Raw genomic sequence first — 25,753 nt, forward strand, 5'->3', positions numbered from 1 at the left:
GACCCGCGCGAAACGGCCCAGCGCCCAGGCCAGGCACGTGGCGCTGTCCTGCCCGCCCGAGAACAGAACCAGGGCGGAGGACGAAGGGTTGATCGAGGAAGCGCTCATGACAAATCTGCGGTCGGCCCGGGGGCCGCGCGCATGCAAGGGAGTCCAGTGATGAAAAACGAAGTGGCGGTGCTTTACACCACATGGCCCGATGCGGAAAGCGCGGCGGCGGCCGGGCGGACTCTGGTGGGTGAGCGGCTGTGCGCCTGCGTCAACATCCTGGGGCCCATGCGGTCGATCTATCGCTGGGAGGACGCGGTGGAGGAGAGCGTGGAGATCCCGGCCCTGTTCAAGACCACCGCCGACGTCGCGGCCGTCCTGAAGAGCCGCATTCTGGCGCTGCACCCCTACGATACCGCCTGCGTCCTGATGCTACCGGTATCAACGGAGGGGTCCTCAGGGGCCTTCACCGCCTGGGTCACGGACAATGTAACAGCGATATCAGAATGATTTTGCTGACCTTTCCCGATTCATCCCCAGCTTAACCCTTCCGCAAAGCCTGCTGGGGCATTGTCGCTCGGTAACAGGGAGTTCTCGGCCGTATGCCGACGATCGAGTCCATTGCCGAACGGGCCACCCCGGCCGGCCTCAAGACCCTCGGTCACGAGGTGTACGCGCGGTTCCAGGCGGAGCCCGACACCCTTGTCATACCTGTCGTCGAGAACGGTCGCCCGATCGGCCTGATCGAACGGGATAATTTCCTGCTGAAGTTCGCCGGCGATCACGGTCATGCCCGCTACGCCCACCGGACCATCGACATTGTCATGGACGCCGAGCCCGCCGTTGTGGAGGCCGGGGTCCACATCGACGCCTTCGCCGGCCCCATCCTGAACAGCGGCCCCGGCGCCCTTCTGCGCGGCTTCATCGTCACCCGTGACGGGGCCTACTGGGGCGTCGGCTCGGCCGTGGCCCTGCTGCGCGCGGCCAGCGAGGGCAAGGATCGTCAGATCCGCGCCCTGGCCGAACAGGAAGAGACCCGCGCCCAGGAGCAGGAACGCGCCGTGGCCGTGGCGCGCGGCCGCTATGATTTTCTCAATGCCCTGAACCATGACCTGCGCACCCCCCTGAACGGGGTGCTGGCGGTGGGCGAACTGTTGCAGCGTCAACCGCTGGGCGCCAACGCCCAGGCTCACGTGCAGACCATCGTGGACTCCTCCGAGACCCTGCTGCGCATCCTGCAGGACGCCATGGACCTGAGCCGCGCCGAGGCGGGCGAACTGGCGCTGGAGCCCGCGCCGACGGTGCTGCGCGGCGTCATGGACGCGATCCAGGCCGAGTGGGAGCCCCGGGCCCTGAACCAGGGTGTGCGCCTGATGGTCCGCTACGACGGCGACACCGAACTGGCCGCAGAGATCGACAGCCGACGTCTGAAACAGGTGTTCGACAATCTGATCGGCAACGCCCTTAAATTCTCCCGCGGCGGTCTGGTGGAAGCCGGACTGAAGACCCGCGCCGCCAGCGGTTCGGTGGTGATGGAAGCGCGGGTCCGCGACAGCGGCTCGACCCTGGCGGACCTGAAGGACGACGACCTGTTCGCCACCTTCATCAAGGCCGCCGACGAGGGCTCGGCGCCCGGCGGCGTCGGGCTGGGCCTGGCCATATGCCGGCACATCGTCCAGGCCATGAGCGGCCGCATCTGGGCCGAGCGGAACCAGGGCAAGGGGGTCACCTTCGCCTTCGACCTGTGCGCCCCCCAGGCCGTGATCGAGGCCGAGGCCGATTCCAACGTCTCCGAGCTCGGCGGCCTGTCGCTGCAGAGCCAGCCGCATGTGCTGATCGTGGACGACAACGCCACCAACCGCGTGGTGGCCCAGGCCCTGTGCGAGATGTTCGGCTGCACCTCCGAGACCGCCGAGGACGGCCTTGAAGCGCTTGAAGCCGTACAGGCGACCCGCTTCGACCTGATCCTGATGGACATCAAGATGCCCCGCATGGACGGGGTCGCCGCCACCAGGGCCATCCGCGCCCTGGACGGGGACGTGTCCCATACGCCCATCATCGCCCTGACCGCCAACGCCGACCCGGACGACGCCCGCAAATATGTGGCCTCGGGCATGTCGTCGGTGGTGGAGAAGCCCATCAAGCCCGAGCGCCTGCGCATGGCCATCAACACCGCCCTGTCCGAGGGCGAGGCCCACGCTTCGAAGGACGCCGCCCGCCGCGCGGGATAGGTGCTTTCCCCGCCTGCGCCCCACGGATAAGAACGGCCCATGGCCGCAACCATCGAATCCCTCCTGCCCCAACTGGCCGCCGGCGCCGCGCACACCCATGCCCTGGGGTTCGCTTACGAAGCGCTGGACGGCGACGCGGTCACCCTGCGGGCCCCGTATCGCGAGGACCTGGTCGGTGATCCCAACGCCGGCGTGCTGGCCGGCGGGCTGGTCACGGCGATGCTGGATCACGTGGGCGGCCTGGCGGTGTGGGTGGCGCTCGGCGAATTCCGGCCCATCGCGACCCTGGACCTGCGGGTCGACTACATGCGGGCCGCCGAACCCGGGCGCGATCTGCTGGCGCGCGCGCGCTGCTATCGCCTGACCCATTCGATCGGCTTCGTGCGCGCCTTCGCCTATGAGAGCGATCCCGACGATCCGGTCGCGGCGGCCCAGGCCGCTACATCATCAACTCTGACGGGGAACGGGGCGCCGGTACGAACGGGCCGCGCCCCGGGGCCGCGACATGAGCGAGACGGCCGCCTTCGATCTGGACAGCATCCCCTACGCCCGGTTCCTGGGCCTGAAATCGCTGGCGTCCGGCGACGAGCTGACGGTGGTGATGCCGTTCTCGCCCCATCTGATCGGCAATCCGATGCTGCCGGCGCTGCACGGCGGCGCAACCGCCGCCCTGCTTGAGCTGACCGCGACCGCCCAGCTGGCGTTGCTGCACCCGCGCCCGCGGCTGCCGCGCCCCATCAATGTGACGGTGGCCTATCTGCGGTCCGGCAAGCCGGTGGACACCTTCGCCCGCGCCCATGTCAGCAAGGCCGGACGCCGGGTGGCGTCCGTGACCGTCGAAGCCTGGCAGGAGGAACGGCGCCAGCCCATCGCCACCCTGACCGCGCACTTCCTGCTCGACAACTGAAACGAGTATTGTTGCGAAACAAGCGTTTTGCGTGTCTGCTCCCGTCATTTGCGGGGAGTGAAGTCATGCATCACGAAGCCGTCGGCCGGGATCTGAGCCGGAAAGTCCATGCCGCCGAGGCGGCGGTGGACCACGCCCTGATCGAGATCGCCGCCCTGACCGCCGCCCTGCCCGAGGCGCGGATGCGCGCCGGCGTTTCGGGGGTCACAGGCCAGTCCGCCTTTGATGACCTGGCGGCCTCGCTGTCGGCCCTGACCCAGGCGCGCGCCCGGCTGGGAGGGGCGCACCGGACCCTCGCCGCCCTCGCCCGGCGGATGGGTCTTGGCGCCCTGGCCGCGGGTCCCATGGACAAGCCGGACGATCAGCCGCCGCTGGACGGGACCGGCGGGGTGCGGGCAAACATGGTGAACGAGAAGTAAACACCCTATCCAAAGGGGCTGAACCGTGTTAACACTTGGCTAACCACAGTGGAGGGTTTGCACGTGTACAAGGCTGAAATCGTCAACGGCGTCGCCAATGAGCTTTACGCCACGGAACAGGCGCTCGACGCCGCCATCGCCCAGGCCAGCGGTCTGGTGCAGACCATGATCGCCGGCCGTGCAGAGTTGAGCGTTTCGGCTCTCTCGGCGCCGGCGCCCAGGCCAAGGCCATGGAAGCGATCGCCGCTCTCGGCCAGGCCCGCGAAGCCATCGTCGCCACCCACCAGGAGCTGGCCAAGGATCACCGCCGCATGGGCTGGGGCGTCTACGCCGCCGGTCCGCTCGACAAGCCCGATGACATGACCCGCCCGGTCGAAGTCCCGGGACGTCCGGGCGTGAAGCTGCGCGTCGCTTAATTCGCTGTAAGAATTCCCTTCAACCGTATCGGTTGAGGCTAAATCAGCGCATTATCGCCTCCGGACCACAGGTTCGGGGGCGATTTTGCATGTTTGACACCCTCTACACCCAGATCGGCGCGATCGTGATGGTCGCCGTGCTGGCCTTCGCCATGCTCAAGGGCGAGGAGCCGGAGCGGGCCTTTGCGGGTGTGTATCTGGTGGCCTGGCTGGCCTCGATGCTGGTCCAGCACGAAAGCAATCTCTTCGACTGGCAGCCGGTGATCGCCATGCTGGACATCGTCATCCTTCTGTTTCTTGCCGGTCTGAGCTGGAAAAGTAAGCGCAGCTGGCCAGCCTGGGCCATGGGCTTCCAGCTTCTGGCCCTGATGGGCCTGATTCTGCCCTGGGTCGATGTGCGCCCGCCCATGTGGTCCTATATCGCCGTGGTCAACATCGCGACCATCGGCATACTGGGCAGCCTGGCCGTCGGCACCTTCTGGCTTGGCAGGAGCGCCGCGCCGCGGGCCTCGAGTAGAGGCTTTTATTCCTATTTCATGTTAAGTTCGGGCGATTCGGGAGGTCGCCTTGGCGCTGACGCACGCCCAGTTGTGGAGAGGTCTGGACGCGCTGGCGGCGCGGCAGGGCATGACGCCGTCGGCCCTGGCGCGGGCGGCGGGGCTGGATCCCACAAGCTTCAACCGGTCCAAGCGGTTCGGGCCGGGCGAGCCGCCGCGGCCGCGCTGGCCGTCCACCGAGAGCCTGACCCGGGCGCTGGATGTGGCCGAGGTCAGTCTGGGCGACTTCGCGCGGCTGGCGCGAGACGCGGCCTCGGCCGAGAGCGTGCCCCTGCTGGGCATGGCCCAGGCGGGGGCGGACGGCTTCTTTGACGACGCGGGCTATCCGACCGGACAGGGCTGGGACCGCACCCTGCTGCCGGCGGCCGGGGATGCGCGCTTCAGCCTGAAGATCAGCGGGGACTCCATGACGCCCCTGTACCGGGAAGGCGACGTGGTGATCGTGGACCGGGCCGTGACCGACGTGCGCAAGGGCGACCGGGTGGTGGTGTGCACCACCGGCGGCGAAGTGATGGCCAAGGAGGTCACACGCCTGACCGCCACACGGGTGGAGCTGGGCTCCATCAATCCCGCCCATCCGCCGCGCACCCTGCATCCCCGTGACGTCGACTGGATGGCGCGCATCCTGTGGGTCAGCCAGTAGCCACGAAGAAGGGCCGCCCCTTTCGGAGCGGCCCTCGCCTCGCGCACGGTGGGAGGATCAGTACGCGCGGCGGACGTAGCCGGAGTGGACATAGCCGCCCCCGGCCAGCTGCAGCCACTGGCCCTGCGACCCGGCGACCTGGAAGCTCTGACCTGCGCTGAGCGAGCCGATCTGGCCGTAGCCGGTGGAGGGGCCGGAGCGGATGCGCAGGTTGCTGACGGCCACATAGGCGTTGGCTTGGGCCGTGGCCTCCGCATGGCCGTTGTTGTAGCCGGCGTTGTAGTTGTCGAGGCGGGCGCGCTGCTGGCGGCAACCGACATAGGAGCCGGCCGCTGCGCCGAGGACGCCGCCGCCCACCGCGCCGAGCTCCCGCTCGTTGCGCGAGATCTGGGTGCCCAGGGCCGCGCCGAGGATGCCGCCGATCACGGCGCCGGCCTGCTGGCGGCCGCCAGGGGCGTCGCAGCCGAGGACGCCGGAGCCCATGGGGCGCTGGGGCTGCTGACCATACGACTGGGCCGAGGCGGTTCCGGCCAGGCCCATGGCCCCGGCCATCAACACCGCCAGAGCGGCTTTCGAGGAAGACTTCAGGTTCGACATGACGCTCTCTCCTTTGTTCGATCGCTATCGATGAGGAGAGGCTAGGCGCGCGAAGCTGAAGCGGTTCAGACGAGGGCGGTTATATTGGGTTCATGTTTTTGGGGCGGGCGTCTTCCCTCTCCCGGCGGGAGAGGGCCGGCTCCGCGCGGCGAGATGCGTAGCAGATCGCCACTTGCGCGGAGGGTGAGGGCTTACAGTGTGACCGGGGGCCAGCGAACGCCCTCATCCCCCGCGCAAGAACCGGATCGCGTCGCGCTCCGGTGCGCGGGTTCCCCCCTTCTCCCCTCGGGAGAAGGATCACGCCGCCGCCAGTTCTCCCCGGGCGCCCTGTTCCAGCAGGGTGATGGTGCGGTTCAGGCCGTAGATGGCGGCGAAGGAGCCGAAGCGGGGGCCCTGCGACTGGCCCAGCAGGACCTCGTACAGGGCCGCGAACCAGGCGCGCAGGGGCTGGAAGTCGTGTTCCTTGCCCACCGCATAGACCTCGTTCTGGATCACCTCGCCGTCAGTGGTGTCGGCCGGCAGGGCGCGCAGGCGCTCAGCCAGGTCCAGGAAGGCCGCGGCCTCCGCCTCCGTAGGCGCGCGGAAGGCCTTCGTGGGCTTCACGAAGTCCTCGTAGTAGTTCAGCGCATGGCCCATCAGCCGGTCCAGAACGGGCTCGTTCTCGGGCGTGGCCTCGGGCAGGTAGCGGGCGAAATAGGCCCACAGCTCCGCCTTGTTCGACGCGTTGGCGACGCCCACCAGATTCAGAAGCAGCGAGAAGGACGCCGGGCTGGCGTCTTTGGGCGGCGCGCCGGAATGGATGTGCCAGACCGGGTTGTCGATCTGCTTGGGCGGCTCCTGCTCCGGGAAGCTGGTGATCGCCTGCAGATAGTCGTCGATGGCGCGCGGGATGACGTCGAAGTGCAGCTTCTTGGCCGATTTGGGCGACTGGAACATGTACCAGCTGAGGGACTCCGGCGTGCCGTAGCGAAGCCATTCGTCCATGGTCAGGCCGTTGCCCCTGGACTTGGAGATCTTCTGGCCGGCCTCGTCCAGGAACATCTCGTAGTTGAACCCCTCGGGCGGGACGCCGCCCAGGGCGCGGCAGACCTTTGAGGAGACCTTGACCGAGTCGATCAGGTCCTTGCCGCTCATCTCGTAGTCCACGCCCAGCGCGGCCCAACGCATGGCCCAGTCGGGCTTCCACTGCAGCTTCACATGGCCGCCGGTGACGGGAACCTCGGTGCGGCCGCCCGCCGGGTCGTCGAACACGATGGTCCCCCGATCCAGATTGCGCTCCAGCGTCGGCACCTGAAGCACATGGCCGGTGACGGGGCTGATTGGCAGGAAGGGCGAGTAGGTGGCGCGGCGGTCCGGCCCGAGGGTCGGCAGCATGACCGCCTGAACCGCGTCGAACCGCTCCAGCAAGGTCAGCAGCGCCTGATCGAACCGGCCGGAGCGATAGGCCTCGGTCGAGCTCATGAACTCGTACTGGAAGCCGAAGCCGTCGAGGAAGGCGCGCAGGCGGGCGTTGTTGTGGGCGCCGAAGCTGTCGTGGGTCCCGAACGGGTCGCGCACCTGTGTCAGGGGCTTGTGCAGATCCTCGGCCAGCATCTCCGGATTGGGCACGCCGTCGGGCACCTTGCGCAGGCCGTCCATATCGTCGCTGAAGGCGATCAGACGCGTGGGCCAGTGGTCGCCGGTCAGGGCGCGGAAGGCGTTGCGCACCATGGTGGTCCGGGCCACCTCGCCGAAGGTGCCCATGTGCGGCAGGCCCGAGGGGCCGTAGCCGGTCTCGAAGATCACCGGGCGCGCGAGGGCCGGCAGCGTGGACAAGGCCTCGTCCGTCTTGTTCCTGCCGATCAGGGTCGCGGCCAGGTCGCGTTCGCCGTCCGTGTCGAGGCGGTGTTTGAGCAGGTGGGCCAGCAGATTGCGGGCTTGCTCGAACGGCCACGACCGGGCCTCACGGGACAGGGCTTCGATGTTTTGCAGCATGGGGTGGGCTTAGGGCGCGGAGCGCCCGGCGGTCAATGGATTCCGCCGTGGATCAGCCGACCTGGGCCAGTTCCGGGACGCGGGTGACCTCGCGCCAGGCGTGGGGCGCGGCCAGAAGGGCGCGGACCAGCTGGTTGTTCAGGGCGTGGCCCGCCTTGACCCCTTCGTAGCGGCCCAGCAGGGGCGCGCCCAGCACATAGAGGTCGCCGATGGCGTCCAGCGCCTTGTGCTTGACGAACTCGCGCTCCATCCGAAGCCCGCCGGGGTTCAGGATGGTGTCGCCGTCGATGACCACGGCGTTCTCCAGGCTGCCGCCACGGGCCAGGCCGGCGCGGCGCAGGGCCTCGACCTCATGGGCGAAGCCGAAGGTGCGCGCGGCCATGATCTGGTCGCGGAAGGTGGCCTCGTCGACCACGAAGTCCACCACCTGATTGCCGATGACCCTGGAGTCGAAGTCGATCTCGAAGCGCATCTCGTAGCGGTCGCAGGGCAGCAGGGCGGCGCGCTTGTCGTCCTCCTCCACCACGATGGGCTCGAGGATCTCGATGTAGCGGACCGGGGCCAGCTGACGGCGGAAGCCCGCGCGGTCCAGAAGCTGGACGAACGGCAGGGCCGAGCCGTCCAGGATGGGCAGTTCGGGGCCGTCGACCTCGACGATGACGTTGGAGACGCCCAGGGCTGCGAAGGCCGCCATCAGGTGTTCGATGGTGGACAGGCGCACGCCGTCGGCGTTCTCGATCATGGTGTTCAGTCGCGCCTCGACCACCGCTTCGCCCGACACCGGGATGCGGTTGTCGCGGTCGGTGACGTCGGTGCGCACGAAGACGACGCCCGTGCCCGTGGGGGCCGAGCGGATGGCCAGACGCACGCGCTCGCCCGAATGCACGCCCACACCCGCGCAGATGGCGGGCGCGCTGAGCGTGCGTTCGTGATGATCGTCGCGTCCAAACAAATCGAGATACCCGTAATGCAACCGTCACAAGACGGTCTGCGCCCCGTCATGCAGTTAATGACGGGGCGTCAGAGGGTAAATGAAATCCGGGTTTCGGATTGTTTCGAGCCATCGGGAAACCCTTGCGCCGCAAGGGATCGCGATGGTTACGAATTAGTTGGCGAGACGGCGCAGGAAGGACGGGATCTCGAGATCGTCGTCGGCCTGGGTCTGCTGGGGCTCGTCCACGGGCTGGGCCTGATGGGTCGGGCGCATCTGGGGCGCGGCCGGGGCGGGCGCTTCCTGCTGGTAGCTCTGGCTGGTCGGAGAGCGGCGGCCGCGGCCGAACAGGCTCCATCCGCGCTTGGGCTCCTGGCTTTCGAACAGGCTGTCGTCGGCGTACTGCGCCGGCTGGGCCGGTTGCGGAGCCGGGCGGCGCACGGGGGCAGGCTCCGGACGACGGTCGAAATACAGGTCGCCCTGCTCGGCGTCCGACGCCTCGTCCTCAAACTCATCGACCGAGGGGTCGACGATGCGGCCGATGACGCGCTCGGGGTCGGCCGAGGCGGCGGCGGGCTGGGCCTGCCGGATGACGGGGTCGGCGTCAGCCTGCGGCGGGGGCGCCGGGGTCTGGGCGGCCGGCTGGACCGGTTCACGGGCGTAGGACGGCGTGGCGGGTTCACGGGCCGTCATGGGCTCGTGGCGGGTGGCGGCGGCGTAGCTGGTGGCGGCGGTCGGCATGACCGGCGCGCGCGGGGTCTCCACCGGACGCTGTTGCGGGGGTTCGATGGACTGGGTGGCTTCCTCGTCCATGCCGGTGGCGACCACCGACACGCGCAGCTTGCCTTCCAGCGCCGGATCGAAGGCGGCGCCGAAGATGAAGTTGGCGTCCATGTCCACTTCGGCCGAGATGGCGTTGGCGGCTTCGTCCACCTCCATCAGGGTCATATCCATGCCGCCGGTGATGTTGACCAGCACGGCCTTGGCGCCCTTCAGGCTGGTTTCGTCGAGCAGGGGGTTGGCGATGGCGTTCTGGGCGGCCAGCAGGGCGCGGTCCTCGCCCGAGGCCTCGCCGGTGCCCATCATGGCCTTGCCCATTTCGGACATGACCGCGCGCACGTCGGCGAAGTCCAGGTTGATCAGGCCCGGCAGGATCATCAGGTCGGTGATGGAGCGCACGCCCGAGTGCAGCACCTGGTCCGCCATGCCGAAGGCGTCGGCGAAGGTGGTCTTCTCGTTGGCGACCCGGAACAGGTTCTGGTTGGGGATGACGATGAGGGTGTCGACGTAGCGCTGCAGCTCCGCGATGCCGGCGTCGGCCAGACGCATGCGGTGGCGGCCCTCGAAGGTGAAGGGCTTGGTGACCACGCCGACGGTCAGGATGCCGCGATCACGGGCGCATTTGGCGATGACGGGGGCCGCGCCGGTGCCGGTGCCGCCGCCCATGCCGCCGGTGATGAACACCATGTGAGCGCCTTCCAGGTGCTCGTGGATCTCGTCCACGGACTCCTCGGCGGCGTTCATGCCCACTTCGGGGTGAGCGCCCGCGCCCAGCCCTTGCGTGATGGTGGCGCCCAGCTGGATGCGACGGTCGGTCTTGGCGAACGACAGATGCTGCGCGTCGGTGTTGGCCACGACGAACTCGACCCCTTCGAGGCCGGCGTCGATCATGTTGTTGACGGCGTTGCCGCCGGCTCCGCCGACACCGAACACGACGATGCGGGGCTTGAGTTCAGTGTGTTGCGGCTTGACCAGCGACAGCGACATGTTCGTTTCGACCTTCCGACCCGTTTGTCCGGGACCCTGCGCGACACACCCCCGCGAATCACATGGGTCCGAACCCTGCGTTAATGAAAGAACCATCAACGTTAAGAGATGGTTACCCCCTAGCCTGAGTCGGTGAATTGGAAAGGCCTTTCGGCGTTCCCCGAACCCTTGCCCACAAAAGAAAAAGGGCGGCCCCGAAGGGCCGCCCTTTCCCGTTTCGGATCAGCAGATCCTACCAGAGGCGGTAGTTCATGCCGATGAAGAAGCGACGACCGAAGGCGTCGAACTGGTTGTAGAGCGTCGTGCCCAGCCAGGGGTGCTGGCTGTTGTCGAACGCGTTCACAACACCGGCCCGCAGGGAAACGTCGTCGTTCACGTTCCACCGGACGGTGAAGTCGTGACGGGCGAAGTCGCCGGTGTCGAGCTCGGAGGCCGGACGGCTGTCCGGGTTGTTCACGAAGGTCGACGGGCGAACCATGTGCTGGGCGGTCTGCCAGTCCATGGTCCAGTTCACGCTCCAGGTGTCGTTCGGCGTGTAGGTCAGCGACGAGGTCAGACGGACACGCGGGTAGTAGAGGTTGCCCGACAGGACCGTGGCGTCGGTCGGATCGTCCGTGTTGGTGTACTGCTCCTGCTTGAGCAGCCACAGACCACCCAGACGGTAGCTGAGGCGGCCCCAGTCGCGGCCGAGCCAGTCGTAGGTGTCGATCGCGTAGTTGACCGCGAAGTCCAGACCTTCGGTCTCCAGGGCGGCGTAGTTGAGCGAGCCTGGATGAAGCCGCCGATCGGATCCCCGGTGGGGGCGCCGACGCCGAACGGAATGCTCGGGTTGTTGCGGAAGATCGTGTTGCAGGCCGCGGTGTTGAGCGTCGCACCGTTGACGCAGTTGGTGGCCGCGACCGCCGCCGACACCGAGGCGATCACGTCAGTGACCTCGATGCTGTAGTAGTCCAGCACGATCGACAGGTTGTTGATGAAGCGGGGCTGCAGGATCACCGAGAAGGTGAAGCTTTCCGACTCTTCCGGCTCCAGGAACGGGTTGCCCGCGTTCACACCCGCGATGCCCGAAGTATAGGCGGGCAGGTAGGCGTTGGGGGCCGACTCGTCGGTCCAGTTGAACTGACCGCCGAACCCGTACTGCTGAGCGAGGAGCTCGCAGTTCTGGATGCGGTTGGTGCGCTCCTCGGCCGTGCGGTTCGGCGAAGCGATCTGCCGGGTGTCGCAGGGATCGACCACGCCGTTCCAGAAGGTCTGGGTGGCCGGGGAGAAGTTCTCGCCCAGGTTCGGCACGCGGATCGAGGTGTTGAAGCTGGAGCGGAAGGCGATGTCCCGGATGGGACGATAGACCAGGTTCACGCCCCAGGTCTCGATCTCACCGACGGTGGTGTAGTCCGAGAAGCGGTACGAACCGCTGATCTCGGCGTACTCACCCAGGAACGAGTCGCGCATCAGCGGCACCGAGATTTCGGTGAAGACCTCGTCGCTGCTGTACTCGGCGCCCAGGAAGTCGGGGCCGGTGTTCAGGAACAGGAAACGACCGGCGGTGCTGGCGTCACGGCCGACACCCTCGGTGTATTCCTTGCGGTACTCATAGCCCAGGGCCATGCCGATCGGGCCGGCGCCCCAGAAGTCCCACAGCTGGCCGGCGATGCGGGCCATGCCCTGGTGCTGCTTGTTGGTCTGGGTCACGTCCAGGAAGGCGCTGGAATAGGCCAGGCCCTCTTCAGACTGGTTGCCCGCGCCGAAGATGTTCAGCGGAACGCACTCGTCGATCGACTGCTGACCGTAAGCCGTGTCGCGGATGTCGCCGCCACGGAAGTAGTCCACCAGTTGGCCGTTCGGGGCGCCTTGGGCGTCCAGCAGGCTTACGCGGCAGACGATGGCGCCGGGCGTGCCCATGACGCCCGCGGTGTCGACCACGGCGTCGGCCGACCACTGGAAGCGCTGGACGTCCAGGCCGTACTCCAGGTTCTGGTTGTCCACCTCACCGTAGGTGTAGCCGATGTCCCAGTTGACGTTGTTCACGAAGGCCAGGCGATCGAAGGTGCCCTCGAAGCCGCCCACGAAGCGGGTGACTTCGCGGGTGTTCTCCTGGAAGCGCTCAGGACCGAACATGGTGTGCTGCGCGTAGGGCGCGGCCACGAAACCCAGAACCGGAGCAGGCGCATCCGCGGTCGGCGGGCCATAGACCGGCACAACGTTGGCGGCGATGGCATCCTTCACCGCCTGGGGCAGGAAGGCGTTGTCCGAGTAGCGCAGGTCGAACTGCGACGAGGCGCGCAGGATGCTGGCCGAGTTCGGACCGTAGGTGTTGTCCCACAGGTTGACGGTGAAGAAGCTCGGCTGACCGATGAAGTTGGCTTCTTCGGTGACGAACTTGGCTTCGAAGAAAGCCCGCACGTTCGGGGTCAGGTCGAAGTTGAGGCCGGCCTGGTAACGCTGGGACTCCATCTCCGGGTACTGCGAGAACAGCGAGAAGTCCGCCGGGTTCACGCCGTCGCCGCCCACGTTGAACGGACGGTTGATGCCGGTGTTGCCCACGCGGGTGCCGAAATTGGCCAGACGGGCGCCGCCGCCTTCATACCAGAAGGTGCGGCCGGGGGTGACGGCGAAACAGTTGGTGTTGTTGGTCAGGCCGGCGCACTGGACGTGAGCCACGTTCGGATTGCTGGTCGGGCTGGCCTGCTGGCCGCCGAACAGGGTCGTCTGACCCCAGCGCGGACGATCGAGGCGGTTCAGGTTGAAGAACACGCCCTGGTCGATGATGCCGTCGGAAGGCATCGCGGTCGGATCCGCGTCCAGGCCCAGCACCAGCGGCGCACGGTCCAGCCAGGGCAGGTCGAACGAGTTGACTTCGTCGTTCAGCTCATACTCGGCGTGCAGATAGACGTTCAGGCGGTCGTCCAGGAAGTTGCGGCCGGCCAGCATGGAGATGCGCTGCGAATACCGGTCGTTGCGGCTGGCGATCTCGCTGATGTTGGCGTCGATCTCCAGACCTTCGAAGTCGTCGCGAAGGATGAAGTTCAGCACGCCCGACACGGCGTCGGCGCCGTAGATGGACGAGGCGCCGCCGGTGACGATCTCGATGTTCTCGATCAGCAGACGGGGAACGGTCGACACGTCGACCGACAGCGAGCCGGCCGAAGAGCCGACGTGGCGGCGGCCGTCGATGAGGGTCAGGGTGCGGCCCGTGCCCAGGCTGCGGAGGTTGGCGAATTCCAGACCCAGGGCGTTCAGGACCGAACCGGTGTTGTCGGTCGGGACGCGCGAGTTCATCAGGGCCGGGATGGTCGCCAGATAGTCGATCATCGTGGTCTGGCCGGTTTCCAGAACCTCATCGCGGCTCACCTGGATCAGCGGCGTCGGGGCGTTCACCGGGTCACGACGGATCAGCGAGCCCGTGATGACGATCTCTTCGACCGTGGTGGCATCTTGTTCAGATGCGGGCGGTGCGTCCTGGGCGAGACCCGGCGACGCGAGCGCGAAAGCGGTCGCGAAGGCCGTGCTGCCGAGGAGCAGTTTGCGATTTATCTTCATGGTTTAACCCGAGCTCAGCTGATGTGGAACACAGACAGGCGCCGCAATCGGCTGATGCGCCCCCTAGCGCGACAGTAGCGGCGATTGGCGCTCGGGCAAGCATTGAGGCGACTTCGCGGCGAACTGGCGTCGGTAATGTTACAATCTCGCCACAGTCCCGCAACAGTCGGCCGCAATCCGGGCGGGAAACGGGATGATCTTGCGCGTCAGAGATTCTCGCGCAGCCAGCCTGCGGCGCGGGCGATGAAGCCGCCGGAATGGACGCGGGGGGCGTCGGCGGCGCTGAGCTGACGCGACATCAGCTTGCGGGCCGAGACGGATTCGCGCGGGCCGTAGGCGGCGCGCAGCAGGACGCCGGCGGCCGAGCAGAAGGCGGGACCCGAGGCGGCGTCGGCCAGGTGGGGCGCGCGCTGGGGACGGCCCAGACGCACCGGGCGGTCAAACACGCGGACGGCCAGTTCGCGCACGCCGTTCAGCTGGCTGGCGCCGCCGGTCAGGACCACGCCCGTGCCGGGCTCGAGCCCGGGGCCGGACGCCCTCAGACGGTCGCGCAGCAGCTCCAGCGTCTCTTCCACGCGCGGGGCGATGACGGTCTTGAGCATGGCGCGGGGAACGATGACGGGACCGGCGGAGGCGTCCTCGCCGCGCGGCGGGGCCTCCAGCATCTCGCGGTCCTCGTTGGGCGAGGCCATGGCCGAACCGTGCAGGGTCTTGAGTCGCTCGGCGCCCGCCTTGGAAGTCGACAGGCCGCGGGCGATGTCCGAGGTGACATGCTCGCCGCCCACGTTGAGGCTTTCCACGTGCAGCAGGCTGCCTCCACCCCAGACGGCGGCGGAGGTGGAGCCCCCGCCCATGTCGATGGCGACGCAGCCCAGATCCATCTCGTCCTCCTCCAGCGCCGCCAGCGAGGCGGTGACGGGGGCGGCGGCGACGCCCTGGAGATCCAGGTGGGCCAGCTCGAGGCAATGGCTGAGGGTGGCGAAGACGCCTTCGGCCATGGAGACCACCAGCAGATCGAGGCCCAGGGAGGCGCCGCGCATGGCGCGCGGGTCGCGCACGCCACGGGAGCCGTCCACCGACCAGGCGACGGGCAGGACGTGGATGGGGCGGCGGTTCGGCAGGCGAATCTGGGCCAGGGCGGTGGCGATGGCGCGGGCCAGGTCGGCGTCGCCGACGGGATTGGCGCCCAGCGAGACGCGGGCCTGCACCCGGTGGCTGGCGGTCTGGCCGATGGCGGTGGAGACGATGACGCCCGAAACCGGGGCCCCGGCCGCCCGCTCGGCGCGCTCGACGGCGTGACCGATGGCCTGGGCCGCCTCATCCATGTTGACGATGGAGCCGCCCTTGATGCCGCGCGACTGGACGTGGCTGGCGCCCGCCACGCGCACGGTGCGGTCAGCGTGACGCACGCCCTCGGGCTTCATGATGAAGCAGGCGATCTTGGAGTGGCCCAGGTCCAGCGCGGCCACCACCGGCGCGCGGTTGTGGGCGCCCATGGCCTGACCGGATTCGTTTCGATCTCGCGACATGACGCCCTCCCCCTAGGCTTCGCCGGTCGGCTGCACGGCCACGGCGTCGGGAGCGCGAAGATCCACGCGCTCGAAGCCGAGGTCGAGCAGACGCTCGCGCTGGTCCATGGAGTCCAGCTGGATGAGGGCCGCCTCCTGATTGGTCGCGGGCAGCTGGATGACGCCGCCGTTGCGGAGCCGCACGTCCCAGCGCCGCTCGTCCACGCGGACCAGGGCCTCGACGCGGGTCATCAGGCGCGGACGCTGGCGCAGCAGGGGCAGGATGTCCGAGGCGGCCTCGGCTGCGCCCGTCCCCACCACCAGCGGCAGGCGCGGATAGCGGCCCGGGTCGGCGCCGGGGATCACCTGTCCGGTGCTGTCCACCACATAGTTGCGGCCGCCCGTCTGCCAGACGGCCAGGCGGTCATGTTCGGTCACGGCCACGACGACCGTGTCGGGCAGCAGGCGCACCACGCGCGCCGAGCGGACCCAGCCCACGTCCTCCACCGAGGCGCGCACGGCGTCCAGATCGACGGCGGTGATGGGCTGGCCCTGGGTCAGGTCGATGGCGGCCTGGATGGCGGGGCGGGCCTCGTCGGAGGCGCCGGTGATGTGCACGCGGTTCAGGGCCAGGCCCATACCGGCCAGCTGGTCGTTCACGCCGCTGGAGACGGACGCGCCGATGCGATCGGCGCGCGCGCCTGTGAACAGCACAACGCCCACCAGCACGACGCCGGCGACGAAGCTGATGATCACCGCGCGGGGCGACAGGTCCAGACGCCCCAGCGCCGCCATCTTGCCGGGCGTCGCGGGTGCGTTGCGCGAACCGCCCCGACGCGGCGCCCCTTTCCTGGGAGCGCTCTTTCGGGGGGCCTGATTTGAACTCTGTCGCCGACCGCCGCGCACTACCGCGGGCATGAGGCGTCCTCCACCATCCACCGAACCAGATCCACATACGCCATTCCGGTGAAGGCGGCCTGCTCGGGTGCGAGCGAGGTCGGCGTCATGCCGGGCTGGGTATTGACCTCCAGCAGAACAAGATCGTCGTTAAGATCGTCATAACGAAAGTCCGATCGAGTCACGCCTCGGCAACCCAGTGCGGTGTGCGCACGCTCGGAAATCCGCAGGGCCGCCTCGAACACGCGGGCCGGCAGATCGGCCGGAAGCACGTGCCGCGACCCGCCCGGCGTGTATTTGGCCTCATAGTCATAGAAGCCCTTGGTGGGGGTGATGTCGGTCACGGTCAGGGCGCGGGGGCCGGATTTCTCCCCAAGAACCGTCACCGCCAGTTCGTTGCCGGCGATGAACGGCTCGACCATCACCTGCTCGCCATAGGTCCAGCCGGGCTCGCCCACCTCGGCGACGGGACGGTTCGCGCCCTCGCGCACCAGATAGACGCCGACGGACGAGCCTTCGGCGTTAGGCTTGATCACATAGGGCGGCGCGATGACATGGCGCGCGGCGACCTCGTGGCGGTCGAACAGACCGCCGCCGGGCACCACGATGCCCGCGGCCCTCAGCACAGCCTTGGACTTGTCCTTGTCCATGGCCACGGCCGAAGCCAGGACGCCGGAGTGGGTGTAGGGAATCTGCAGGGTCTCGAGGATGCCCTGGACGCAGCCGTCCTCGCCCCAGACGCCGTGCAGGGCGTTGAACGCCACGTCAGGCTTCAGCTCGGCCAGGACCTGGGCCAGGTCGCGCCCGGCGTCCACGCGGGTGACACGGGCCGCCTGCCCTTCCAGGGCGTCGGCGCACATGCGGCCGGACGACAGGGAGACCTCCCGTTCGGGCGAGATGCCGCCCATGAGGACGGCGACGTGAAGTTCCTGGATCGGGCGATTCATGGTCGAGCTCCGCGCTCAGGCGGGCCGCCCGATGCGCCTGATCTCCCATTGCAGGTCGACGCCGAATTTATCCTTAACGTCGGCGCGGACCGCCTCGCCCAGACCCTCGATGTCGGCGGCCGTGGCGTCGGCGAAATTGATCATGAAATTGGAATGCAGCTCGCTGAACTTTGCGCCGCCGAACGCCTTGCCGCGCCAGCCGGCGTCATCGACCAGCTTCCACGAGGAATGCCCCTCGGGGTTCTTGAAGGTGGAGCCGCCGGTCTTTTCGCGGATGGGCTGGGTGGTCTCGCGCCGCTCGGTGATGGCGGTCATGCGGGCCTGCACCGCCGCCGGGTCGTCGGGACGACCGCGATAGGTGGCCTCGATCCAGATGATGTCGGCGGGCGCCTCGGAATGGCGATAGGTGTAGCCGAAATCGGCCAGCTGATAGTCGACCCGCTCGCCGGCCCGGTTCAGGCCCCAGGCCGAGACCAGCACGTCCTTCGTCTCGGCGCCGTAGCAGCCCGCGTTCATGGTCAGGGCGCCGCCGATGGCGCCCGGGATGCCCGCATAGAACTCCAGCCCGGCCACGCCTGCCTTGGCCGCCGCGCGGGCGACCATGGCGTCCAGGCGCCGGCGCCGGCGGTGACCGTGTCGCCCTCGACCGTCACGCTTCCAAAGGGACGACCGGCCAGACGGACGACGACGCCCTCCACGCCGCCGTCGCGGACGATGACGTTGGAGCCCACGCCCAGCACCTGCACCGGGACCGCAGGGTCCAGCGCTTTCAGAAAGTCGGCCAGATCGTCGGCGTCAGCGGGAATGAACAACACGTCGGCGTTCCCGCCCACCCGGAACCAGGTGTAGGGGCCCAGCGGCTCGTCCCGCAGCAGCTTGCCGCGCACGGTAGGCAAGGCATCTGTCCAGGCCATACTTAACTCCGCTCATCCCGGCGAAGGCCGGGATCCAGATGCAAAATCACAAACCGGGCCCCACGGCCAAGACCGGCAATGCAAACCTTCGGACGCCTCGCCATACGATCTGGATCCCGGCCTTCGCCGGGATGAGCGGTATGAGAAGTCACCCCAGCGCCTCCAGCTGGGCCGGGAGGGCGTAGGACCAGGCGGTGATGTCGCCGGCGCCCAGCAGGACCACCACGTCGCCGGGGTGGGTCTCGTCCTTGATCGCGCGGGGCAGGACGGCGGCGTTTTCCAGCGGCAGGACATGCCTGTGCCCATAGCGGCGCAGGCCCTCGACCAGGGCGTGCTTGTCGATCCCCTCGATGGGCGTCTCGCCCGCCGCATAGACGTCGGCCACCAGCACGGTGTCGGCGTCGGAAAAACAGGTGGAGAAGTCCTCCATCAGGTCGCGCAGGCGGGTGAAGCGGTGCGGCTGGACCACCGCGATCACCTTGCCGCCGGCGGCGGTGTCCACCACCTGACGCGCGGCTTTCAGCACGGCGGCGATCTCCACCGGGTGGTGGCCGTAGTCGTCCACGATGCGGACCCCGTCCACGATGCCGGTGGTGGTGAAGCGCCGCTTGACCCCGCCGAAGCCGGCCAGGCCCTTGCGGATGGACTCGTCGTCCACACCCAGCTCGCGGGCCACGGCGATGGCGGCCAGGGCGTTGGAGACATTGTGCCAGCCCGCCATGGGCAGGTGCAGGCCGCTGATGCGGAGGGGCTCCTCCAGCGCGGCGAGACCGGCGCCCTGGATCACCACATCGAAGCGGGCGCCGTCGGGGCCCATCTCGCAGTGCTCGGCCCGCACCATGGCCTGGGGATTCACGCCGTAGGTGATGAGGCGGCGATTATCGATGGTGGCCACCAGCTTCTGGACCTCGGGATGGTCCAGACAGACCACGCCGAAGCCGTAGAAGGGAATGTTCTCGATGAAGTCCACGAAGGCCCGGCGCACGGCGTCGAAGTCGCCGTAGTGATCCAGATGCTCCGGGTCGATGTTGGTGACGATGGCCACGGTGGACTTCAGGCGCAGGAAGCTGCCGTCCGACTCGTCGGCCTCCACCACGATCCAGTCGCCGTCGCCGACCTTGGCGTTGGTGCCATAGGCGTTGATGATGCCGCCATTGACCACCGTGGGGTCCAGATCGCCGGCGTCCAGCAGGGCCGCAATCATGGAGGTGGTGGTGGTCTTGCCGTGGGTGCCGCCCACCGCGATGGAGAATTGCAGCCGCATCAGCTCGGCCAGCATCTCGGCCCGGCGGACGAGGGGAATGCGGCGCTGGCGGGCGACGACCATCTCGGGATTGTCGGCCTTAACGGCGGTGGAATAGACCACCGCCGACACGCCCTCGCCCACATGAGCGGCGTCGTGGCCGATGAAGATGCGGGCGCCCAGGGCCTCCAGCCGCTCGGTGTTGGCGCTGGCCTTGGCGTCGGAGCCCTGCACAAGATAGCCGATCTTGAGCATGATCTCGGCGATGCCGCTCATGCCGATGCCGCCGATACCGACGAAATGGACGGGGCCGAGATGGAACGGGACGGGTCTGAGGCGCGCGATCATCACAGGGCTATAGCCGTCACAATCCCGCATGCGAAGGGCCAAGGCGCTTTGCCTGTGGTTCCGCGCGCTGCTAGGCGAGGACCATGCTCGCCCTCCTATTCGCCGCCGCTCTTCAGGCCGCCGCGCCGCAGCCTGTCGACCACGATCTGGTCCTCAGCAGCGTCGGTCGGTTCGCCGTGTTCGCCGACCGCGCCAGTCTGGAGCGGGAAGGCGAGGTCGTGACGATCCGGGCGCTTCAGGTGGTGGAGCCGGGCTTCGAGGCGGGCGGGCGGGCCTATGCGGGCGGCTGGTCCAACTGGCGGTTCGACTGCGCGGCGCGCACCGGCGACCGGCTGGATTTCGCTTCGCTTGCCGAGGACGGGACCGAGGGACCGGCCACGCCGGACGCCACGCCGCCCGCCCCGGTCAGCCCCGGCGGCGACATGGGCGATCTGTTCGACATCGCCTGTGGAGAAGCTGCGGCGGAGGCCGAGGTCGTGACCTCTGCGGCGGCGGCCGTCAGTCGGGGTCGCGCGCTTCTGGCAGAGCTGGATGGCCCTGGGTCGACGGACTGACGTCCTCGGCGGCGAAGCGTTCGCGCGGCAGGGCCTCCGGGCACGCGTCGCGCATGAAGGCCATAAGCTTCTCGCGCACCTCGCAGCGCAGGTCGAAGGCGGCGCCCGCGTTTCGCGCGCTCATCAGGGTGCGGACCTGAAGGGTGCGCTCGGTGATGTCGGTGACCTGCAGGGCCATCACGTCGCCGTCCCAATGGGGCGAGGCCCGGACGATGGCTTCGAACGCCGCGCGCAGCCGGTCGATGGGCGCGGCGTAGTCCACGAAGAAGAAGGCCGATCCGATCAGGCGCGAACTGTCGCGGGTCCAGTTCTGGAAAGGGGTGTTGATGAAATAGGTCAGGGGCAGGACCATGCGCCGCCAGTCCCACAGCCGCACCATCACATAGGTGGAGGTGATTTCCTCGATGTTGCCGAACTCGCCTTCGACAATGACCGCGTCATCGATGCGGATGGGCTGGGCCGTGGCGATCTGGACGCCGGCGATCAGGTTGGTCAGGAACGGCTGCAGGGCCAGGCCGGCGATGATGCCCACCACGCCGGCCGAGGCCAGCAGAGAGAGGCCCCACTGGCGGACCTCGGGGATGGTCAGCAGCGCCAGGGCGACGGTGATCAGGGCGATCAGCACGGCCGCGACGCGCTGGAGAATGCGGGTCTGGGTGACGTGCTTGCGCGCGATCAGATTGTCTTCGGACTCCATATTGAAGCGGCGCAGATAGACCACCGCCCACATGTCGACCGCGCCGATCACCATCCAGCCGGTCACCCCGATGAAGGCGAACAGCAGGGTGCGGCGGATGAACTCGCTGGTGGCGGGGTCCAGGGGCGAGATGGTGATGGCCAGGGCGAAGGCGATGATCAGCACCGCCAGCCGCACCTTGAACCGCGCCCGCGCCACCACCCCGCGCCAGAACAGGTCCCGCTTTCGAACCAAGAAGATCAGGATGCGGAACACGATGCTGTTGGCGATCAGTCCCGCCGCCACCGTGGCCAGAATAACCAGCCCGATCACCGCCCATTCCGGCAGCCAGGCGAACTGACGCCAGAGGGCGAAGACCTCGCGGGTCAGATTCAGGATCGGTTCGGGCATGGCTGGAGCCTAGGCGGCATGAGGGCCGGCGGAAAGGCCCGGCGTCAGGGATGATCAGGCCTGTGTGTGCGGGCGGCGGGTATGCTGCGCCCCGAATGACTGAAGAGACAACCATGTCGATGCTCGCCGCCGCCCTGATCGCCGCCGCTCTCGCCCAGCCGGAGCGGAACCCGGATCAGCAATCCCGGGACGAGGTGCTGGAGTTGGTCGCGGTGCAGGGCGCCAATCTCCACGCGCGCGGGACAGTTGATGTGGACCCCGACGGCGGTCGCGCCATGTGGTGGTGGCACTTCTATCCGCGCACCCCCGAGCAGCCGGACTGGGACGGGACGGCCTATCGCGTCGAGGTGGACTGCGTGGCCCGCACGACCCGCACGACGCGGGCCGAGTTCTTCGACGCCATGCAGTACGAGTACGGCCAGCACACGATCCGTCCGGCGCAGCAGGCGGAGCCAGGGACCGTCCGCGAGCGTCTGGTGCAGGCGGCCTGCGAGGACTTCCGGGACGGCGAGCCGTTCTCGGGACCACAGGAGGCCTATGAGCTGTCGCAGGAATATTTCCGGCTGCGCGAAGCGGGAAACTAGAGCCGGGCGGTGCGCTCCGCGATGTCCGCCAGGCGCTTCACGCGTCCGGCATGGCCACGGAGCGGGCGGCGGCGGCGCGGGCGGCCAGGCCCGACGCACTGGACAGCAGGGACTGAACCGCCGCGGTCAGGCTGTCCACCGTCAGGTCGTCCTCGGTGATGACCCAGGCGGAGCCGCATCGGCCAGCAGTTTCGCGTTCGCGCGCTGGTGATCGTCGGTGGCGATCTTCAGCGGGATCAGGACCGAGGGCAGGCCGGCGACGGCGAGCTCGGACACCGTGGAGGCCCCTGCCCGGCCGATCACCAGGTGGGCGCCCGACAGGCGCGCGGCCATGTCGCGGAAGAAAGGCGCCACCTCGGCGGCGATTCCGGCCTCAAGGTATATCTGCTGCGCGGCCTCCAGTGACTCGGCGCGGCTCTGCTGCTCCACCTTGAGCCGGGCGCGCAGGGTCTCGGGCAGGGTCGCGAGAGCGCGAGGGACGGTCTCGGACAGGATGCGCGCGCCCTGGCTGCCGCCCGTGACCAGCACCCGGATGCGGTAGTCGGGCGCCACATAGGCGCGGTCGTGCAGGGCGCGGATTTCGGCGCGCACGGGGATGCCGACCACCTCAATGGGGGCGCGGATCTTGTCGGGCGCCCGCTCCAGCGTCGGGAAGGCCGAGGCCACCTGATCCACATAGGGGGCCAGCCAGCGGTTGGTGCGGCCCAGCACGGCGTTCTGTTCGTGGATCAGGGTGGGCCGCTTCTGGCTGATGGCGGCCAGAAGGGCGGGGGCGGACGGATAGCCTCCGAAACCGACGACCACCGCCGGATTCAGACGGTCGAACGCCTTGCGGGCCTGCAGCACGCCCTGGGCGATGGCGCTCGCCGCCTTGAGCATGCCCAGCGGGCCTGAGCCCGTGGCCGCGTCCAGATCGAGGCGCTCCTCGGCGGGGAAGCCGTGGGCGTACTGCTCGCCGCGCCGGTCGGTGGCCAGCACGATGCGCCAGCCGCGCGCGGCCATCTCCCGGGCCAGAGCCTCGGCGGGGAACATGTGGCCGCCGGTGCCGCCGGCGGCGAGGACGCAAACTCGGGAAGGACTCATCGCGGCAGGATGCGACGGCGGTTGCGCGGCAGCAAGGCGCCCGGTTCATAGGCGCCCGGACGACGGCGGGTCAGGGCCAGGGCGAACCCCATGGTCAGACCCATGGCCAGCATGGACGAGCCGCCATAGCTGACGAACGGCAGGGTCATGCCCTTGGTGGGGATCAGGTTCAGATTGACCGCGATATTGATGGTGGCCTGCAGGCCGATCAGCATGAACAGGCCCGCCGCCGCCGTCTGCTGGTACGGGTCGGCCAGCTTCATGGCGCGCGACAGGCCGCGCAGCACGATGAAGGCGTAGAGGGCGATCAAGATCAGCGAGAAGACAAGGCCGAACTCTTCGGCCGCCACCGAATAGATGAAGTCGGTGTGCAGGTCGGGCACGTTGCGCTTCATCACGCCCTCGCCCACCCCGCGGCCCAGCAGGCCGCCGGCCGAGATGGCCTCGGAGGCGCGGTCGATCTGATAGGTGTCGGCGGCGCCCGGCGACAGGAATTTGGCCACCCGGTCGCGCACGTGGTCGAACACCACGTAAACCGCCACCAATCCGGCCATGAAGATGCCGCCCAGCACCGCCATCCAGCGGATCGGCACCCCGGCCATGAAGAACACGGCCATGAAGGTGGTGGTGATCAGCAGCGTCTGGCCGATGTCCGGCTGGATCACCAGCAGGCCCACGGTCAGGACATAGACAGCGAAGGCGATGGAGACGCCCGGCACCCCCTGCCCCTTCTGCGCCTCGGCGAACATCCAGGCGGCGAAGACGATCAGGCCGGGCTTGGCGAACTCCGACGGCTGCAGGCCGAACGGGCCGAGGTTAATCCAGCGGGCGGCGCCCTTCACCTCGTTGCCGATGAAGGGCAGCAGGATCATGACGATGATGGCGCAGATCAGCGCCAGCACGGCGATGCGCCGCACCCCGCGCGGCGACAGCAGGGAGGCGATCAGCATGGCCCCGCCCCCGGCCCCCGCGAACACGATCATGCGCCAGGCGTAGTGGAAGGGATCGGTGATGGACTCATCGGCCCGGATCGCGGCCGGGCTGGAGGCGAAGGACAGGGCCACGCCCAGGAAGATCAGGGTGGAGGCGGCCGCCAGCAGGCCCTTGTCCACCGTCCACCACCACTGGGCGATGGGCGAGGTGTCGTTGCGCGAGAACGGATGGGCGTAGCTGTTCACGGTCATGACGCGGCATCCTCGATCACGGGCGGCACGGCGCCGAGGCTCAGCACGGCGGCGCGGAACGCCTCGCCCCGCGCCTCGAAGTCCGGATACTGGTCGAAGGAGGCGGCGGCTGGGCTGAGCAGCACCACCGCGTCCTCATCGTTGGCCTCGGCCCAGTCGGCCGCGTCACGGGCGGCCGCGGCGACGGCGGCCTGGATGTCGCCGCACAGGGAGACGGGCGCCGCGTCGTCGATCTCGGCGGCGAAGGCGTCGGCCGCCTCACCGATCAGATAGGCGTGGGCGATGTGCCCAAACAGCGGGACCAGGTCGGCGATCCCGCCGTCCTTGGCGCGGCCGCCGGCGATCCACCAGACGCGCGGATAACTGGCCAGGGCCTGTTTCGCCGCGTCGGTGTTGGTGGCCTTGGAGTCGTTGATGAACACCACGCGGCCGAGCCGGGCGACCGGCTCCATCCGGTGTGCCAGTCCGGGGAAGGTCAGCAGGCCCCGCACGGCCTCGTCGCGGCTGAGGCCCACGGCGCGCACGGCGGCGTAGGCGCAGGCCGCGTTCTGGGCGTTGTGGCGGCCCGGCAGGGAGACCGCCGTGGACAGATCGGCGACGCGCTCGTCCCCGTCCATCAGCCAACCGCCCCGCAGGCCGACGCCGTCCATGTCATCAACGCGGGGCGTCCATTCGTCGTCGCTGTCCGGCGCAGCCACGGTGACCGGAACGAAGGCGGACAGGCCCCGGGCCACGCCTTGGCTGTACGGGTCGTCGACACCGATCACGGCCACACCGCCGGGCGGCTGCTCCTGAAAGATGCGGCGCTTGGCGGCCACATAGCCCGCCATGCCGCCGTGACGATCCAGATGATCCGGGCTGATGTTGGTCAGCACCGCAACGTCCGGCCCGAAGCGGCTGGTCAGGTCCAGTTGATAGGACGAGACCTCGATCACATAGATGGCGTCGGGCGTCGGCTCGGGCAGGGCCAGGACGCCGATGCCGATATTGCCCCCCACATGGATCGTGCGGCCCGCCTGCCGGAGGATCCAGCCGATCAGGGCGGTGGTGGTGGACTTGCCGTTGGTGCCGGTGATGGCGATGACCTTGGGCCGCTCGACCTCGGCCAGGGCGGACACGGCGCGGGCGAACAGCTCGATGTCGCCCATGACCCGCACGCCCGCGTCCTTGGCCATCTGGACGGTCCAGTGTGGCGAGGGATGGGTCAGGGGCGCGCCGGGCGACAGGATCAGGGCGGCGAAGTCCGACCAGTCCGCGCGGGACAGGTCCTCGACCGCGAAGCCTTCGGCCTCGGCCTGCAGTCGGCTGGACAGACTGTCGTCCCAAAGCACGGGCTCGGCGCCGCCGGCCTGCAGCGCGCGGGCGGCGGTCAGGCCGCTGCGCCCCAGCCCGAAGACCGCGACTCGCCGCCCTTCAAAACCGGGGACGGTGATCATG

Annotated in this window: 23 protein-coding genes and 3 pseudogenes; 9 read left to right on the forward strand and 17 right to left on the reverse strand. The window is 68.6% G+C overall.

Features of this window, described 5'->3' with window-relative positions:
- The coding region (locus MBEBAB_RS16095; RefSeq protein WP_200865109.1) for a 7-cyano-7-deazaguanine synthase at positions 1–108 on the reverse strand (108 nt) is incomplete at its 3' end.
- 51 nt (positions 109–159) lie between these two features.
- On the opposite strand from MBEBAB_RS16095, the gene cutA reads away from it, so the two are divergent.
- The 6 genes from cutA to MBEBAB_RS17340 all read left to right on the forward strand — a co-directional run bounded on the left by cutA (position 160) and on the right by MBEBAB_RS17340 (position 3,961).
- Complete coding sequence (gene cutA, locus MBEBAB_RS05675) at positions 160–498, forward strand: divalent-cation tolerance protein CutA (protein ID WP_021696986.1); 339 nt, start codon at positions 160–162, stop codon at positions 496–498.
- A 92-nt stretch (positions 499–590) separates the two neighbouring features.
- Positions 591–2,219 (forward strand): response regulator, encoded by a 1,629-nt coding sequence (locus MBEBAB_RS05680; protein ID WP_021696987.1) that lies wholly within the window; start codon positions 591–593, stop codon positions 2,217–2,219.
- 219 nt (positions 2,220–2,438) lie between these two features.
- A complete protein-coding gene (locus MBEBAB_RS18605) occupies positions 2,439–2,897 on the forward strand; it encodes a PaaI family thioesterase (RefSeq protein WP_373852867.1) in 459 nt (152 codons plus the stop codon).
- Positions 2,791–3,126 carry a PaaI family thioesterase gene (locus MBEBAB_RS05685; RefSeq protein WP_373852868.1) on the forward strand — a complete coding sequence of 112 codons (336 nt, stop codon included), beginning with the start codon at positions 2,791–2,793 and terminating at the stop codon, positions 3,124–3,126. The genes MBEBAB_RS18605 and MBEBAB_RS05685 overlap by 107 nt, the downstream gene beginning before the upstream one ends.
- A 65-nt stretch (positions 3,127–3,191) precedes the next feature.
- Positions 3,192–3,545 (forward strand): hypothetical protein, encoded by a 354-nt coding sequence (locus tag MBEBAB_RS05690; protein ID WP_021696989.1) that lies wholly within the window; start codon positions 3,192–3,194, stop codon positions 3,543–3,545.
- 230 nt (positions 3,546–3,775) lie between these two features.
- Positions 3,776–3,961, forward strand: coding sequence for a hypothetical protein (locus MBEBAB_RS17340; protein WP_021696990.1), 186 nt, complete (start codon positions 3,776–3,778; stop codon positions 3,959–3,961).
- Between the two features lie 103 nt (positions 3,962–4,064).
- Here the strand turns inward: MBEBAB_RS17340 and MBEBAB_RS05700 are convergent, their stop codons facing one another.
- Entirely contained in the window at positions 4,065–4,307 is a 243-nt protein-coding gene (locus MBEBAB_RS05700; RefSeq protein ID WP_045318928.1) for a hypothetical protein, read from the reverse strand.
- 221 nt (positions 4,308–4,528) lie between these two features.
- Here MBEBAB_RS05700 and MBEBAB_RS05705 point away from each other — a divergent pair, with 221 nt between their 5' ends.
- A complete protein-coding gene (locus MBEBAB_RS05705) occupies positions 4,529–5,161 on the forward strand; it encodes a S24 family peptidase (RefSeq protein WP_021696991.1) in 633 nt (210 codons plus the stop codon).
- Between the two features lie 57 nt (positions 5,162–5,218).
- On the opposite strand, the gene MBEBAB_RS05710 is transcribed toward MBEBAB_RS05705, so the two are convergent.
- From MBEBAB_RS05710 to murC, 11 genes and pseudogenes are all read right to left on the reverse strand, one after another.
- On the reverse strand, positions 5,219–5,758 hold the full coding sequence (locus tag MBEBAB_RS05710; protein ID WP_021696992.1) for an SH3 domain-containing protein: 540 nt from the start codon (positions 5,756–5,758) through the stop codon (positions 5,219–5,221).
- A 297-nt stretch (positions 5,759–6,055) separates the two neighbouring features.
- Positions 6,056–7,732 carry a lysine--tRNA ligase gene (locus MBEBAB_RS05715; protein ID WP_021696993.1) on the reverse strand — a complete coding sequence of 559 codons (1,677 nt, stop codon included), beginning with the start codon at positions 7,730–7,732 and terminating at the stop codon, positions 6,056–6,058.
- A gap of 52 nt (positions 7,733–7,784) precedes the next feature.
- Positions 7,785–8,684, reverse strand: coding sequence for a UDP-3-O-acyl-N-acetylglucosamine deacetylase (lpxC, locus tag MBEBAB_RS05720; protein WP_021696994.1), 900 nt, complete (start codon positions 8,682–8,684; stop codon positions 7,785–7,787).
- A 153-nt stretch (positions 8,685–8,837) separates the two neighbouring features.
- Positions 8,838–10,430, reverse strand: a complete 1,593-nt coding sequence (gene ftsZ, locus MBEBAB_RS05725; protein WP_021696995.1) for a cell division protein FtsZ — start codon at positions 10,428–10,430, stop codon at positions 8,838–8,840.
- 232 nt (positions 10,431–10,662) lie between these two features.
- Positions 10,663–11,316, reverse strand: a complete 654-nt coding sequence (locus MBEBAB_RS17940; RefSeq protein ID WP_158332121.1) for a TonB-dependent receptor domain-containing protein — start codon at positions 11,314–11,316, stop codon at positions 10,663–10,665.
- Positions 11,301–13,967, reverse strand: a pseudogene (locus MBEBAB_RS05735) (TonB-dependent receptor domain-containing protein); the annotation flags it as partial. The gene MBEBAB_RS17940 and the pseudogene MBEBAB_RS05735, both read right to left, overlap by 16 nt.
- 206 nt (positions 13,968–14,173) lie before the next feature.
- Positions 14,174–15,496 (reverse strand): cell division protein FtsA, encoded by a 1,323-nt coding sequence (gene ftsA, locus MBEBAB_RS05740; RefSeq protein WP_021696997.1) that lies wholly within the window; start codon positions 15,494–15,496, stop codon positions 14,174–14,176.
- A gap of 12 nt (positions 15,497–15,508) precedes the next feature.
- Entirely contained in the window at positions 15,509–16,393 is an 885-nt protein-coding gene (locus MBEBAB_RS05745) for a cell division protein FtsQ/DivIB (RefSeq protein ID WP_045318931.1), read from the reverse strand.
- Positions 16,381–17,319, reverse strand: coding sequence for a D-alanine--D-alanine ligase (locus MBEBAB_RS05750; protein ID WP_021696999.1), 939 nt, complete (start codon positions 17,317–17,319; stop codon positions 16,381–16,383). The genes MBEBAB_RS05745 and MBEBAB_RS05750 overlap by 13 nt, the downstream gene beginning before the upstream one ends.
- Before the next feature lie 15 nt (positions 17,320–17,334).
- Positions 17,335–18,233, reverse strand: a pseudogene (gene murB, locus MBEBAB_RS05755) (UDP-N-acetylmuramate dehydrogenase).
- Positions 18,234–18,381: 148 nt separating this feature from the next.
- Complete coding sequence (gene murC, locus MBEBAB_RS05760) at positions 18,382–19,824, reverse strand: UDP-N-acetylmuramate--L-alanine ligase (protein WP_021697001.1); 1,443 nt, start codon at positions 19,822–19,824, stop codon at positions 18,382–18,384.
- A gap of 83 nt (positions 19,825–19,907) precedes the next feature.
- On the opposite strand from murC, the gene MBEBAB_RS05765 reads away from it, so the two are divergent.
- Positions 19,908–20,378, forward strand: coding sequence for a surface-adhesin E family protein (locus MBEBAB_RS05765; RefSeq protein ID WP_045318932.1), 471 nt, complete (start codon positions 19,908–19,910; stop codon positions 20,376–20,378).
- Here MBEBAB_RS05765 and MBEBAB_RS05770 read toward each other — a convergent pair.
- Positions 20,323–21,465: a mechanosensitive ion channel family protein gene (locus MBEBAB_RS05770; protein ID WP_021697003.1), complete on the reverse strand. Its 1,143-nt coding sequence runs from the start codon at positions 21,463–21,465 to the stop codon at positions 20,323–20,325. The two genes, MBEBAB_RS05765 and MBEBAB_RS05770, sit on opposite strands and share 56 nt — an antisense overlap.
- A gap of 113 nt (positions 21,466–21,578) precedes the next feature.
- On the opposite strand from MBEBAB_RS05770, the gene MBEBAB_RS05775 reads away from it, so the two are divergent.
- Entirely contained in the window at positions 21,579–22,049 is a 471-nt protein-coding gene (locus MBEBAB_RS05775) for a hypothetical protein (protein WP_021697004.1), read from the forward strand.
- Here MBEBAB_RS05775 and murG read toward each other — a convergent pair.
- The 3 genes and pseudogenes from murG to murD all read right to left on the reverse strand — a co-directional run bounded on the left by murG (position 22,046) and on the right by murD (position 25,752).
- A pseudogene (gene murG / locus MBEBAB_RS05780) lies at positions 22,046–23,132 on the reverse strand (undecaprenyldiphospho-muramoylpentapeptide beta-N-acetylglucosaminyltransferase). The gene MBEBAB_RS05775 and the pseudogene murG sit on opposite strands and share 4 nt — an antisense overlap.
- The gene (gene ftsW / locus MBEBAB_RS05785) at positions 23,129–24,316 is read right to left on the reverse strand and encodes a putative lipid II flippase FtsW (RefSeq protein ID WP_021697006.1); all 1,188 of its coding nucleotides are present in this window, start codon (positions 24,314–24,316) and stop codon (positions 23,129–23,131) included. Before ftsW ends, murG begins: the two are co-directional and overlap by 4 nt.
- Complete coding sequence (gene murD / locus MBEBAB_RS05790; protein ID WP_021697007.1) at positions 24,313–25,752, reverse strand: UDP-N-acetylmuramoyl-L-alanine--D-glutamate ligase; 1,440 nt, start codon at positions 25,750–25,752, stop codon at positions 24,313–24,315. Before murD ends, ftsW begins: the two co-directional genes overlap by 4 nt.
- Between the last annotated feature and the right edge of the window lies 1 nt (position 25,753).

The sequence above is a fragment of the Brevundimonas abyssalis TAR-001 genome, from assembly GCF_000466985.1.
GTDB classification, from domain to species: Bacteria; Pseudomonadota; Alphaproteobacteria; order Caulobacterales; family Caulobacteraceae; genus Brevundimonas; species Brevundimonas abyssalis.